This is a genomic window from Flavobacterium sp. N1736 (genome assembly GCF_025947065.1).
GTDB lineage: Bacteria > Bacteroidota > Bacteroidia > Flavobacteriales > Flavobacteriaceae > Flavobacterium.
Window position 1 is genome coordinate 812,310 of the sequence record NZ_CP109994.1, and the last position, 13,137, is coordinate 825,446.

Below are 13,137 nucleotides of genomic sequence, written 5' to 3' on the forward strand. Positions count from 1 at the left end.
CACCTGTAACTTCTCCCGAAGTACGGATACTATCTCTATAGTATTCACAGAGTTTTTCGCCGCGTATTTATTTATATTCATTTTTCATTTTGAAATCACACAATTTGTCCATTGGACAAACATATCCTGAAAGTATATATTATTTTAATTTTTTCCTGAATCAAGTTTTTGATTTTGAGAAAGTTACTTCTATTTTGTCTATTTTTATTGGATCGGTTTTCAGATTTCAAACTAAACAATACGTTTTAATTTTTAACTCTAACTTCAACTATTGAAATGAAAATCTCTATTGTTGTAACTCAGGAAGAACACTTCAAATTCGCACAGGAAATTTGCGATACGATAGAATCATCTGCTTTGTTAAGAGGTACAGGGATTGCTAAAAGAACTCCTGAATACATTCAGAAAAAAATGTCGAACGGTGATGCGATGATTGCTCTGGCAGATGGAAAATTTGCAGGTTTTTGTTATATCGAAAGTTGGCAGCACGGAAAATTCGTAGCACATTCCGGCCTAATTGTACATCCTGATTATAGAAACTTAGGTTTAGCGAAACAGATAAAATCAAAGGTTTTTGATTATTCGTTAAAGAAATATCCAGACGCAAAAATATTTGGTATTACAACCGGTTTGGCTGTAATGAAAATCAACTCAGATTTAGGATATAAACCAGTACCATTTTCAGAACTTACAACAGATCCTAGTTTTTGGTCAGGCTGTAAAACATGTACCAATTTTGAAATTCTTAAAAGCAAAGAAAACAAAATGTGCTTGTGTACAGGAATGCTTTACGATCCAAAAGATAAACCAAAAGGTCCGCCAAGACATCCTTTTAACGAAGCTGTTTTAAGCAGATTAAAAAAAATAAAACAAGCCTTATTCTTAAATAAACTATTGTCGTTTATTTTTTTAACCTAAGAATAAAACAAAAAAGAAATCTCAAACTTGCTAAATACGAAAGTATTAGCCTAAATTATAAAAAATGAAAAAAGTTGTATTAGCTTATAGTGGAGGATTAGATACCTCGTATTGTTTGAAATATTTAAAAAATGAAAAAGGATACGAAGTTCACACCGTACTTGTAGATACAGGAGGATTTGATGAAGAAGAATTAACAGCGATTGAAAAAAGAGCTTATGAATTAGGAAGCGCACAACACGCAAACCTGACAATCATAGATAAATATTACGATAAAGCTATAAAATATTTGATTTTCGGAAACGTATTAAAAAATAATACCTATCCATTATCAGTAAGTGCAGAGCGTGTTTTTCAGGCAATTGAAGCCATTAAATATGCTAAAAAAGTAGGAGCAAGCGCCATTGCACACGGAAGTACAGGAGCAGGAAATGACCAAATTCGTTTTGATTTGATCTTCCAGACCATTGCTCCGGAAATTGAAATTATCACGCCAATCAGAGATTTAAAACTTTCAAGACAAGAAGAAGTAGATTATTTAGCTAAAAACGGCGTTCACTATTCTTGGGAAAAAGCACAATATTCGATCAATAAAGGACTTTGGGGAACAAGCGTTGGAGGAAAAGAAACTCTAACTTCAAGTCAGCCATTGCCAAGTGAAGCATATCCTTCGCAATTGCAAAAAGAAGGCGAAGAAAAAGTGACCTTACATTTTGAACAAGGAGAATTAGTAGCATTAAATGGTAAAAAAGATGCTCCCGAAAGAAATATTGTAAGACTTGAAAAACTGGCAAGTGCGTATGCAATTGGCAGAGATATTCACGTAGGAGATACCATTATTGGAATCAAAGGAAGAGTTGGTTTTGAGGCTGCAGCTCCATTAATTATCATCAAAGCGCACCATTTATTAGAGAAACATACACTTGGTAAATGGCAGCAATACTGGAAAGAACAATTGGGAAACTGGTACGGAATGTTATTTCACGAAGGTCAGTTTTTAGATCCTGTAATGCGTAACATCGAGACATTTTTGCAGGACACTCAAAAAACAGTAAACGGAACCGTAACGGTTTCATTAAAACCATATCATTTTTCGCTTGACGGAATCGAATCTAAAAATGATTTGATGAATACAGGTTTCGGTCAATACGGAGAAATGAACAACGCCTGGACGTCAGACGATGCAAAAGGATTTATTAAGATTTTAGGAAATGCCCAAAACATATTTTCATCTGTAAACCATTTAAATCATGATTAATGTCGGAATAATTGGTGGTTCGGGTTACACAGCCGGAGAACTTATCAGAATATTAATGTATCATCCCAATGTAAACATCGATTTTGTTTACAGCACAACAAATTCGGGTAAACCGCTTTCTGTGGCACATCACGATTTGCTGGGAGATATTGAAATGAATTTTACTGATACCATCAATCCAAATGTAAATGTTGTTTTCTTGTGTTTAGGTCACGGAAAATCGATTTCATTTCTGCAGGAAAATCAATTCGCAAGTCACACAAAAATTATTGATTTAGGAAACGATTTCAGACTGAATAAAGACGCTCATTTCGAAGGAAAAGATTTTATTTACGGTTTACCCGAACTGAATAAATCGGATATTAAAAAGGCAAATTTTATTGCAAATCCGGGTTGTTTTGCTACAGCAATTCAGTTGGCTTTGTTGCCATTGGCTAAAAATAATCTGCTAAATAATGACGTTCATATTAATGCAACAACCGGAAGTACCGGCGCCGGAGTTGGACTTTCAGACACCTCACATTTTAGTTGGAGAAACAATAATATGTCGCATTACAAGGCTTTTGAACACCAGCATCTAGGAGAAATTTCAGAAAGTTTGGCTCAATTGCAGGATGATTTTGAAAGCGAATTGCTTTTTATTCCAAACAGAGGAGATTTTCCAAGAGGAATTTTTGCAACCTTATACACAACATCAGATGAAAGTCTGGAACAAACTGTTGCTAAATACGAAGATTTCTATAAAAATGAACCGTTTGTAACCGTGACAACGACAAATATCAATATGAAACAAGTCGTGCAAACTAACAAATGTATCATCAGTTTAATGAAAAAAGGAAACCGGATTTTGATTACCTCAATCATTGACAACTTAACCAAAGGTGCTTCAGGACAGGCGATTCAAAACATGAATTTAATGTTTGGATTAGAAGAAACCACCGGTTTACATTTGAAACCAAGCGGATTTTAGGAAAAATTTGTTTCAGGTTTTAAGTTTCAAGTTTCACGTTCTGCACGTAACTTGAAATAAGAAACATGAAGCTTAACAATAGTTTCAAATTCAAGTTTCACGTCCTACAAATAACTTGAAACTTTAAACCTGAAACAAAAAAAACAAAAATAAACATGAATTTATTTAACGTATACCCACTTTATGATATAACGCCTGTAAAAGCGTTAGATTGCACAATTACAGATAATAACGGAGTTGAATATTTAGACTTATATAGCGGACATGGTGTAATTTCGATTGGCCATACGCAGCCTGATTATGTTGAAAAACTAAAAAATCAATTAGATAATTTAGGATTTTATTCGAATGCAATTCAAAATCCATTACAGGTAGAATTAGCTCAGAAATTAGGAAAGCTTTCAGGATTAGAAGATTACGAATTGTTTTTATGCAGTTCTGGTGCTGAAGCCAATGAAAATGCATTGAAATTAGCGTCTTTCCATAACGGAAAATCAAGAGTTGTAGCTTTTGATAATTCTTTTCATGGAAGAACTTCTGCAGCCGTTGCTGTTACTGATAACAAGAAAATTGTTGCGCCAATAAATGCACAACAAGTCGTAACTTTTTTACCGCTGAACCAAATCGAATTAGTTGAAGCAGAACTTGCAAAAGGCGATGTTACAGCAGTAATTATCGAAGGAATTCAGGGAGTTGGAGGTTTAGACCAAGGAACAACAGAATTTTTTCAGGCTTTAGAAAAAGCATGCAAAAAACACGATGTAGTTTTAATTTTAGACGAAGTACAATCCGGATACGGAAGAAGCGGAAAATTCTTTGCTTTTCAACATCACCGAATCAATGCGGATATTATTTCAGTAGCAAAAGGAATGGGGAACGGATTTCCGGTTGGAGCGATTTTGATTTCGCCAAAATTTGAAGCAAGTTTCGGATTATTAGGAACCACTTTCGGCGGAAGCCATTTGTCTTGTGCGGCAGGAATTGCAGTTTTGGATGTAATCGAGAAACTAGATTTACAGAAAAATGTAAATGAAGTTTATAAATATTTCTTAGAAAAAATCAAAGAAGTTCTGGGAATCAAACAAGTAAAAGGAAAAGGTTTGATGTTAGGAATTGAATTTGATTTCGACGTAAGTGCTTTAAGAAAAAAACTAATTATCGAAAAACACATTTTTACAGGAAGCGCCAACAACAAAAATCTGTTAAGAATTTTGCCGCCATTAACGGTGAAAAAATCAGATATAGATACCTTTATTGTAGCTTTAAAAGAAAGTTTAGAAGAGCTATAATTTAATTCGTTTAATCGTTTAACTGGTTAATCGATTAAACGAATTAACGATTACCCAGTTAAACGAATTAACCAATTAAACCAAAAAAAATGAATCCATTATCAATCGAAAAACGCAATCTTGTTTTGCGTTCTATGGCAAAGCTGGTTGAGCAGGAGGGGAGTCAAATAATTCTCACCAATCAAGAGGATTTATTGGCTTACGATGGCTCAGATTTAGCGATGGAAGAACGCTTGAAAGTTGATAATAAAAAAGTCGACGAGATGATTTTATCGTTGAATCAACTGGCTTCGCAAGAAGATCCGGTTGGAGTTGAGCGTTTTCATTTTGTACATGATAATGGAATAAAAGTGGTGAATAAAACAGCCGCTTTTGGAACGATATTAATTATATACGAATCGCGCCCTGATGTTACAATCGAAGCGGGAGGAATTGCTTTTAAATCCGGAAATAAGATTTTATTAAAAGGAGGAAAAGAATCTTTGCGATCAAATTTAAAGATTGTTGATTTATGGCATAAAGCTTTAGAAGAAAACGGAGTTTCGAAAGATTGGGTGGAATATTTAAATTATAATCGCTCAGAAACTCAGGCCTTTTTAGAAAAACCAACTCAAAAAGTCGATTTAATTGTTCCGAGAGGCGGAGAGAAATTAATTGAGTTTGTCAAGCAACATGCGACTTGCCCCGTAATTGTAAGCGGACGCGGAAATAATTTTGTTTACGTTCATGAAAATGCTGATACAGATTTGGCTTTAAAAGTAATTTTGAATGCTAAAACTTCTAAAATCTCGGCCTGCAATGCTTTGGATAAAGTTTTAATCGATTCGAGATTACCAAATTTCGAAGGTTTTACAGCAATGCTAATAGAAGCTTTAGTAGAATCTAAAGTTGAAGTTATTGTAGATAAAACATTAGAAAACTTGGCAAATACAGAAATACTTCAAAACGAAGATATTTGGTATGAAGAGTTTTTAGATTATAAAATTGTCATCGGAACCATTGATTCTGAAGAACATGCAATTGAAAAAATCAATACATATTGTGGCGGACATTCTGCCGCAATAATTACAAAAGACGACAAAGCAGCACAAAAATTCATGGAATCTGTAGATGCTGCAGCCGTTTATCATAATGCCTCAACACGTTTTACAGACGGCGGACAATTTGGTCTTGGCGGAGAATTAGCGATAAGCACAAATAAATTGCATCAGCGCGGACCAATTGGTTTGCAACATTTGGTTACAAATAAATGGTACGTTTACGGAGAAGGACAGATTAGATAATTGAGATAATTTGTCAATTAGATAATTTTAGATTTTAGAGTTCAGATTTTAGATTGAGGATTAACGATTTCAGATTTAAGATTATTGGAATTTGGAATTTAAAAATTTGGAATTTATTTAAAGATTTAGCTTTGCGAACTTAGCCTTTTGTAAGCGCAAACAATATAAAAGAACCTTTGCGCCCTTTGCGGTAAAAAACGTTTACAATATAAAAACTTAGTCCCGAGGCTTCGGGACAGTAACTCAGAACCTTAGCCACTTAAAAAATGAGCAAAAAACGGATTTTATTAAAAATAGGAAGTAACACTTTAACCAAAGAAACCAATCATATTTCGCGGGGAAAGATTGAAGATATCGGAATGCAAATCGCCGCTTTAAACAAAGATTATGAATTCGTAATCGTAAGTTCCGGAGCAATTGCAGCAGCCAAACAATTTGTAAAACTCGAAAGTAAAGGCAAAGAAATTGCATTAAAACAAGCTTTGGCTTCGATTGGGCAACCCCATTTAATGCGGATTTTTCATGAAAATTTTAGTGATTTAGGATTATTGACTTCCCAATGTTTATTGTCTTATTCTGATTTTGAAAAAGACCAATCTAAAATAAATATTGTCAATACAATAAACGTTTTGGTAGAGAACAATTACATTCCGATTATTAATGAAAATGATACCGTTGCTACAGATGAGATTAGGTTTGGAGATAATGATAAATTAGCGGCTTTAACGGCGGTGCTGCTAAATGTAGATATTCTGATTATTGCGACTAATACAAACGGAATTTATACGAAAGATTCTATTCATGATGAAAATCCGGAAACGATTAAATTAGTTCAGGATTTAAAAGTATTAGAAAAAGAAATCGGCGAATCAAAATCATCACACGGAACAGGCGGAATGCAATCAAAAATTGAAGCAGCTGGAATCGCAAAAGCTGCCAACATTGAAACCTGGATCGTCAACGGATTAAATGATAATTTTATTTTGAAGGCTTTAAAGAATGAGATTGCGTTTACTAAAATAGTTTAATAGAACGCGGATGATACGGATTCGCTATCGCGAAGACGCGGATAAAAACGGATTTTTATTATTTGTCTTTAATTTTAATGTAGTATATTTCATTCAAAATTGATGAAATGGAATTATTGCATGAGGAATTGACGGATGTTATTATTAAAACTTTTTATGAAGTTTATAATGAATTAGGATATGGATTTTTAGAGAGAGTTTATCAAAATTCATTATACTTAGAATTAAAAAATAAGGGCTTTAAAGTTGAAGCTCAAAAGAAGATAGAAGTTTATTATAAAGGAATCGAAGTCGGAGAATATTATGCCGATTTGATTGTGGAAGATTTAATAATATTAGAATTAAAAGCAGCAAATTGTATAGTTAAAGAGTTTGAAAATCAGATTTTAAATTATTTAAAAGGAACAAATTGCGAAGTAGGTTTACTTTTAAATTTTGGAATAAAACCAGAATTCAAACGGAAAGTTTTCGAAAACAGTAGAAAAATAAGGAAATAGAAAGAAAAGAAAAAGAAAAATCAGTTTTTATCCGCGTCTTCGCGATAGCGAATCAGTATAATCCGCGTCTAAAAATCGGCAACAATAAAAACAAGAAAGTATGAATTATATTTCAATAAAAGATATTGACTCATTATCAAAATGGGTAAAAAGTGCGATTAAAATCAAAAAAGATCCGCTTAAAAATAAAAAGTCAGGAAAAAATAAAACCTTAGGAATGTTATTCTTCAACCCAAGTTTAAGAACGCGTTTGAGCACTCAAAAAGCAGCTATAAACTTAGGAATGAACGTTATGGTAATGAATTTTACCAACGAAGGCTGGACATTAGAGTTCGAAGACGGAGCGATTATGAATTCCGGCGCATCAGAACACATAAAAGAAGCTGCCGAAGTAGTATCTCAATACTGCGATATTATCGCAATCCGTGCTTTTGCAGGTTTAGTCGATAAAGAAAAAGATTATGCCGAAACGGTAATTTCAGGATTTTTGAAACACGCAACTGTGCCAATTGTTAATATGGAAAGCGCTGTTCGTCATCCAATGCAATCTTTGGCAGATGCGATAACGATGGAAGAATACAAAACAAAGCACAAACCAAAAGTAGTTTTGTCATGGGCGCCACATCCAAAAGCGTTGCCTCAGGCAGTTGCAAATTCATTCGTAGAAATGATGCAAATGCAAAAAGACATGGATTTTGTAATCACACATCCTGAAGGTTATGAATTAAGCACTGAAATTACAAAAGACTGCAAAATAGAATACGATCAAAATAAAGCGTTCGAAAATGCCGATTTTGTTTACGTAAAAAACTGGAGTAATTTTAACGATTACGGAAAAGTAACCAACATCGATCCAAGCTGGACCGTTACAGCCGAAAAAATGGCATTAACCAATAACGGAAAATTCATGCACTGTTTACCAGTTCGTCGTAATGTAATTGTAAGTGACGAAGTTATTGATAGCGAGAATTCAATCGTAATTCAGCAAGCGAATAACAGAACGTATTCGGCACAATTAGTTTTGCAGAAGATTTTAAAAAAGTTATAATTTGAGGTGCAAAGGCACAAAGCGACAAAGGTTCAAAGGTTTTTAAAACCGTTACAAAAACCTTTGTTCCTCTAAACCTCTGAACCTTTGAACCTTGAAAGAAATGAACGTTAAAGTAATAAAAATAGGCGGAAACATAATCGATAATCCAGCAGAATTAGAACAATTCTTAACTGATTTTTCTAAAATAGAAGGATATAAAGTTTTAGTTCACGGCGGAGGAAAATCGGCTACGAAAATGGCTCAAAGTATTGGCTTGGTTCCGCAAATGATTGATGGACGCCGAATTACTGATGCTCCAATGCTTGATGTTGTGGTTATGATTTATGCCGGACAAATCAATAAAGATATTGTAGCGCAATTGCAGGCAAAAAATAACAATGCAATGGGATTTTCAGGAGCTGACGGAAATTTAATTCAATCCACAAAACGAAACCATCCAACGATCGATTATGGTTTTGTAGGCGATGTAAAAAAAGTCAATACATCTTTATTAAAAACGTTACTTGAAAACGGAATCGTTCCTGTTTTTTGCGCGATTACACACGATAAAAACGGACAATTGTTAAATACAAATGCAGATACTATTGCAAGCGAATTATCAATTGCTTTGTCAGAGGTTTTTGATGTTACGCTAACATATTGCTTTGAAAAACAAGGAGTTTTGCAAGATTCAGAAGATGATTCATCTGTAATTACAGCAATAAACGAAGAACTTTATAATAAACTAAAATCCGAAAAAGTAATCCATTCCGGAATGATTCCAAAACTGGATAATTGTTTCAATAGTTTATCAAGAGGCGTTCAGAAAATCAAAATTGGGCATCATAAAATGCTACAAAATCCAGACGTTTTACATACAACGATTACATTATAAAAGAAATAGCCACAGATTAATGGATTAAAAAGGATTAAAAATCTGTGAAAATTCTTTTAATCTGTGGCAAAAAAATAGCATTGCGCAAGGCATTTTAAATATTAATTTTAGAAATTTGCGCAAATTAAAATCGTCACAAAATTGATTTATAAAATCAATAAAAAATTTGTGACTTTGAGCCTTCGTGGCAGAGAACCTACACACCTATGAAAAATATAGAAACGCTTACCCAAGAAGCAATTGCATTATTAAAAAACCTAATTGAAACGCCTTCATTTTCAAGTGAAGAAGATCAAACGGCACTTTTAATCGAAAATTGGTTCAATCAAAACGAAATTCCTTTTAAAAGAGAAAACAATAATGTGTGGGCTTTCAATAAGTATTTCGACGAAAACAAACCAACGCTTTTACTAAATTCCCATCACGACACCGTAAAACCAAATCAGGCTTATACAAACGATCCGTTTAAAGCAATTGAAAAAGACGGCAAATTATTCGGATTGGGAAGTAATGATGCCGGAGGATGTTTGGTATCGTTATTGGCGACTTTTGTTCACTTTTATGAAAATCAAAATTTACCTCATAATATTGTAATCGTAGCTTCTGCAGAAGAAGAAAGCAGTGGAAAAAATGGCTTAAACAGCGTTTTGCAGCATTTACCAGAGTTGGATTGCGCCATTGTAGGCGAACCTACTTTAATGCAATTGGCTGTAGCTGAGAAAGGTTTGCTTGTTCTTGATGTAAAAGTAAAAGGTACTGCAAGTCACGCGGCACATCAAAACGATGATAATTCATTATACAAATCAATTCCGGTAATGGAATGGTTTAAAAACTATAAATTCGATAAAATATCTGAGGTTTTAGGTCCCGTAAAAATGACCGTTACACAGATAAGCGCAGGAAAACAACATAATGTTGTGCCGTCAGAATGTGATTTAGTGGTTGATATTCGCGTAACGGATCGTTATTCGAATACCGAAATTCTTGAAGTCGTAAAAGCCAATGTAAATGCCGAAGTAACGCCAAGATCCATGCATTTAAATGCATCGTCTATTCCAATTGCGCATGGTTTGGTACAAGCCGGAATCGCTTTAGGAAGAACAACTTACGGATCGCCAACACTTTCAGATCAATCTGTTTTGAGTTGTCAGTCTTTAAAACTGGGACCAGGAGAAACATTGCGGTCACATTCTGCAGACGAATTTATTTTTATCAACGAAATCGAAGAAGGAATCGACTTGTATATTAAAATACTAACCGATTTCTTTAAATTATAATATAATTAGGAGTTAATCCCGCTATCCGTTCCAATCTTTTCCTGGCTAAAGAAGCCAGAAAAAGGATTTCCACTGCTATCGGGGCTAAAAACACCACCAGTATAAACAATGACATTAGGATAAATTAGAAAATATAAACTTATAAGATCCAAAAATCTAAGAAGTCTAACAATCTAACAATCTAAGAAGTCTAAAAATCTAAGTTATGAAACTTTGGGAAAAAGGAATTGCAACAGATAAACAAATCGAACATTTCACTGTTGGAAACGATCGTGAACTCGATTTGGTTCTCGCAAAATATGATGCTTTAGGTTCAATCGCACACGCCAAAATGCTTGGACAAATTGGTTTGTTAACTTCAGAAGAAACCAATTCTTTAGTTGATGCTTTAAACGAAATTATTGCAGATATTGTAGTTGGAAATTTCGAAATCGAAGACAGTTTTGAAGACGTACATTCTAAAATAGAATATTTATTGACGGTAAAACTAGGCGATGCCGGAAAGAAAATCCACACCGCACGTTCTCGTAACGATCAGGTTTTAGTAGATGTTCATTTGTATTTAAAAGATGAATTGAAAGCAATAAAAGAACAAGTTAAAACATTATTTGATTTGTTAATGGAATCGGCAGAGAAACATCAAAATGTTTTATTGCCGGGATATACACATTTACAAATCGCAATGCCATCATCGTTCGGAATGTGGTTTTCTGCTTATGCCGAAAGTTTTATTGATGATGTAACAATGTTAAACGCAGCTTTAAAAATTGTAGATCAAAACCCGTTAGGATCTGCGGCAGGTTACGGAAGTTCTTTTCCAATCAACAGAACATTTACAACGCAGGAATTAGGTTTTGAAACTTTAAAATTTAATGCCGTTGCAGCTCAAATGAGCCGTGGAAAAGCAGAGAAAACTGTAGCATTTGCCATGAGCAGTGTTGCCGCAACTTTGTCAAAATTTGCAATGGATGTTTGTTTGTACATGAGCCAAAACTTTGATTTTATCAGTTTGCCGGCACACCTTACAACAGGTTCAAGCATTATGCCACACAAAAAAAATCCTGATGTTTTTGAATTAATCAGAGGAAAATGCAACAAAATTCAGGCGCTTCCATACGAAATCACGTTGATTACAAATAATTTGCCAAGCGGTTATCACAGAGATTTACAGCTTTTAAAAGAAGGTTTGTTTCCTGCGATTCAAAACCTGAAAGCATGTTTGGATATTGCGATTTTCTCCGTAAAAGATATTACCGTAAAAGACAATATTTTAAAAGATAAAAAATACGATTATTTGTTTACAGTAGATACTTTAAACGAAATGGTAGTTGCCGGAATGCCGTTTAGAGATGCTTACAAAGCTGTTGCAGAACAATTGGAAGCAGGAACTTATCAATCTCCAAAAGAAACAAAACATACGCACGAAGGCAGTATTAATAATTTATGCTTAAATGCAATTAAAGATAAAATGAAAGCAGCACTTTAAAACATTTTTCACTTATAAAAAAAGCCGATTTGTAGTAAATACAAATCGGCTTTTTTTATGCAATTTAAGCTCTAATTAGCTTTTACAACCTGAAGATATAATTCCGGCAGAATTCACCTCAAGCGTAGCTCCGGCGCCACATGATTTATTGGCAACATATTCTTCAACTTTTCCTAAAGGAATTGTTGTGTACGAATAGGTAGGTTTGTTTACTGTTGTACCAAAATCTGACGGACCTTTGCGGCAATGATCGAATACAATTCCAACCGTTCCTCCATCTGTGCTGATATATTCTTTAAAAACTTTCTCGACTTTTGCAAAATCAGAACCTTCAACATAACAAGTTGAATTTTTAATTCCTCCGCCTAAACCAATAGCTAAAGTGCCGGATTCTGATGTGTTATAATAGCAATTTAAAATATGAATTTCGGCATTTCTGGCGCGAGGCATTCTTTGTTTACAGCCATTTGCCCAATAACAATTTTTAAATGTAATGCTATAATGTCCATCGGCAGGGAAATCATTTTTGCCGGAACCGATTAAGTTACTGAAACTATGATCATCAGCTCCTCCTGAACCTCCGGATTTTGGTGCTTTCAAATACGTAAATTTACACCATGAAATAGTAACATTGTCTGTTTTTCCTTTATTGTCAAAATTTCCGTCCTGACCATCCTGAAATTCACAATGATCGACCCATAAATTTGTGCAATCTGCTGTTAAATTATCCTGACCGTCAATATCATAAGAACCCGGACCAATAAAAACCAGATTTCGTATAATTACATTATTAGAACCCGATTTTAAATATAAAATACCGGCTCCGGGATTAGATTGGTTTTCATTTACAAGTTTTGAGCCCGGTAAACCAATGATAGTTTTATTGGTTACGACTTCCTGAATTGGTTTTCCACTTGGAATCGTTATTATTCCGGATACCAAAATTACAGCTGGAGTATTTGATTTAATTTGTGCCGCTAAATCATCGTAAGAAGTAACAGTTACAGGAGCAGAAGTTCCGCCTCCGGTAGTTGCAGCACCAAATCCTTCGGGAGAATTCATATAATAATTTTGTGCAGAAAGATTGGTTATGCTCAATAACAGAAAGAGCAGAAGAATGTTTTTTTTCATTTTAAAACAGTTTTTTTGTGGTTTTTTGTTTAGATAGTTTTTTTATGTAATCGATTGCACGAATTTAAATTAATA

At 34.1% G+C, this 13,137-nt stretch carries 12 protein-coding genes; 11 read left to right on the forward strand and 1 reads right to left on the reverse strand.

Translation table 11 applies throughout. From position 1 onward, the window contains the following. The first annotated feature begins 276 nt into the window (after positions 1-276). From OLM54_RS03465 to argH, 11 genes are all read left to right on the forward strand, one after another. Positions 277-918: a GNAT family N-acetyltransferase gene (locus tag OLM54_RS03465; protein WP_264537207.1), complete on the forward strand. Its 642-nt coding sequence runs from the start codon at positions 277-279 to the stop codon at positions 916-918. A gap of 64 nt (positions 919-982) precedes the next feature. Further along, complete coding sequence (locus tag OLM54_RS03470) at positions 983-2,176, forward strand: argininosuccinate synthase (RefSeq protein ID WP_264537208.1); 1,194 nt, start codon at positions 983-985, stop codon at positions 2,174-2,176. After that, positions 2,169-3,146 carry an N-acetyl-gamma-glutamyl-phosphate reductase gene (argC, locus tag OLM54_RS03475; RefSeq protein ID WP_264537209.1) on the forward strand — a complete coding sequence of 326 codons (978 nt, stop codon included), beginning with the start codon at positions 2,169-2,171 and terminating at the stop codon, positions 3,144-3,146. Before OLM54_RS03470 ends, argC begins: the two co-directional genes overlap by 8 nt. 155 nt (positions 3,147-3,301) lie before the next feature. Then, complete coding sequence (locus tag OLM54_RS03480; RefSeq protein WP_264537210.1) at positions 3,302-4,435, forward strand: aspartate aminotransferase family protein; 1,134 nt, start codon at positions 3,302-3,304, stop codon at positions 4,433-4,435. Between the two features lie 89 nt (positions 4,436-4,524). Next, positions 4,525-5,718 (forward strand): glutamate-5-semialdehyde dehydrogenase, encoded by a 1,194-nt coding sequence (locus OLM54_RS03485; RefSeq protein WP_264537211.1) that lies wholly within the window; start codon positions 4,525-4,527, stop codon positions 5,716-5,718. Between the two features lie 266 nt (positions 5,719-5,984). Further along, positions 5,985-6,746: a glutamate 5-kinase gene (gene proB / locus OLM54_RS03490; protein WP_264537212.1), complete on the forward strand. Its 762-nt coding sequence runs from the start codon at positions 5,985-5,987 to the stop codon at positions 6,744-6,746. A 107-nt stretch (positions 6,747-6,853) separates the two neighbouring features. After that, the gene (locus OLM54_RS03495) at positions 6,854-7,243 is read left to right on the forward strand and encodes a GxxExxY protein (protein WP_264537213.1); all 390 of its coding nucleotides are present in this window, start codon (positions 6,854-6,856) and stop codon (positions 7,241-7,243) included. Between the two features lie 100 nt (positions 7,244-7,343). Continuing rightward, positions 7,344-8,291 (forward strand): N-acetylornithine carbamoyltransferase, encoded by a 948-nt coding sequence (locus tag OLM54_RS03500; RefSeq protein ID WP_264537214.1) that lies wholly within the window; start codon positions 7,344-7,346, stop codon positions 8,289-8,291. A gap of 103 nt (positions 8,292-8,394) precedes the next feature. Continuing rightward, positions 8,395-9,168 carry an acetylglutamate kinase gene (gene argB / locus OLM54_RS03505; RefSeq protein WP_264537215.1) on the forward strand — a complete coding sequence of 258 codons (774 nt, stop codon included), beginning with the start codon at positions 8,395-8,397 and terminating at the stop codon, positions 9,166-9,168. Between the two features lie 206 nt (positions 9,169-9,374). Beyond that, complete coding sequence (locus OLM54_RS03510; RefSeq protein WP_264537216.1) at positions 9,375-10,445, forward strand: M20 family metallo-hydrolase; 1,071 nt, start codon at positions 9,375-9,377, stop codon at positions 10,443-10,445. A gap of 205 nt (positions 10,446-10,650) precedes the next feature. After that, complete coding sequence (gene argH / locus OLM54_RS03515; protein ID WP_264537217.1) at positions 10,651-11,931, forward strand: argininosuccinate lyase; 1,281 nt, start codon at positions 10,651-10,653, stop codon at positions 11,929-11,931. Between the two features lie 75 nt (positions 11,932-12,006). Here the strand turns inward: argH and OLM54_RS03520 are convergent, their stop codons facing one another. Next, positions 12,007-13,062, reverse strand: a complete 1,056-nt coding sequence (locus OLM54_RS03520) for a polysaccharide lyase family 1 protein (RefSeq protein WP_264537218.1) — start codon at positions 13,060-13,062, stop codon at positions 12,007-12,009. Positions 13,063-13,137 lie beyond the last annotated feature (75 nt).

Excerpts from the sequence above, each read along its gene's own strand:
- OLM54_RS03495 (WP_264537213.1), top strand. The coding sequence starts at position 6,854 with ATGGAATTATTGCATGAGGAATTGACGGATGTTATTATTAAAACTTTT.
- OLM54_RS03500 (WP_264537214.1), top strand. The coding sequence starts at position 7,344 with ATGAATTATATTTCAATAAAAGATATTGACTCATTATCAAAATGGGTA.
- OLM54_RS03510 (WP_264537216.1), top strand. The coding sequence starts at position 9,375 with ATGAAAAATATAGAAACGCTTACCCAAGAAGCAATTGCATTATTAAAA.
- OLM54_RS03480 (WP_264537210.1), top strand. The coding sequence starts at position 3,302 with ATGAATTTATTTAACGTATACCCACTTTATGATATAACGCCTGTAAAA.
- OLM54_RS03520 (WP_264537218.1), bottom strand. The coding sequence starts at position 13,062 with ATGAAAAAAAACATTCTTCTGCTCTTTCTGTTATTGAGCATAACCAAT.
- argB (WP_264537215.1), top strand. The coding sequence starts at position 8,395 with ATGAACGTTAAAGTAATAAAAATAGGCGGAAACATAATCGATAATCCA.
- OLM54_RS03470 (WP_264537208.1), top strand. The coding sequence starts at position 983 with ATGAAAAAAGTTGTATTAGCTTATAGTGGAGGATTAGATACCTCGTAT.
- argC (WP_264537209.1), top strand. The coding sequence starts at position 2,169 with ATGATTAATGTCGGAATAATTGGTGGTTCGGGTTACACAGCCGGAGAA.
- argH (WP_264537217.1), top strand. The coding sequence starts at position 10,651 with ATGAAACTTTGGGAAAAAGGAATTGCAACAGATAAACAAATCGAACAT.
- OLM54_RS03485 (WP_264537211.1), top strand. The coding sequence starts at position 4,525 with ATGAATCCATTATCAATCGAAAAACGCAATCTTGTTTTGCGTTCTATG.
- OLM54_RS03465 (WP_264537207.1), top strand. The coding sequence starts at position 277 with ATGAAAATCTCTATTGTTGTAACTCAGGAAGAACACTTCAAATTCGCA.
- proB (WP_264537212.1), top strand. The coding sequence starts at position 5,985 with ATGAGCAAAAAACGGATTTTATTAAAAATAGGAAGTAACACTTTAACC.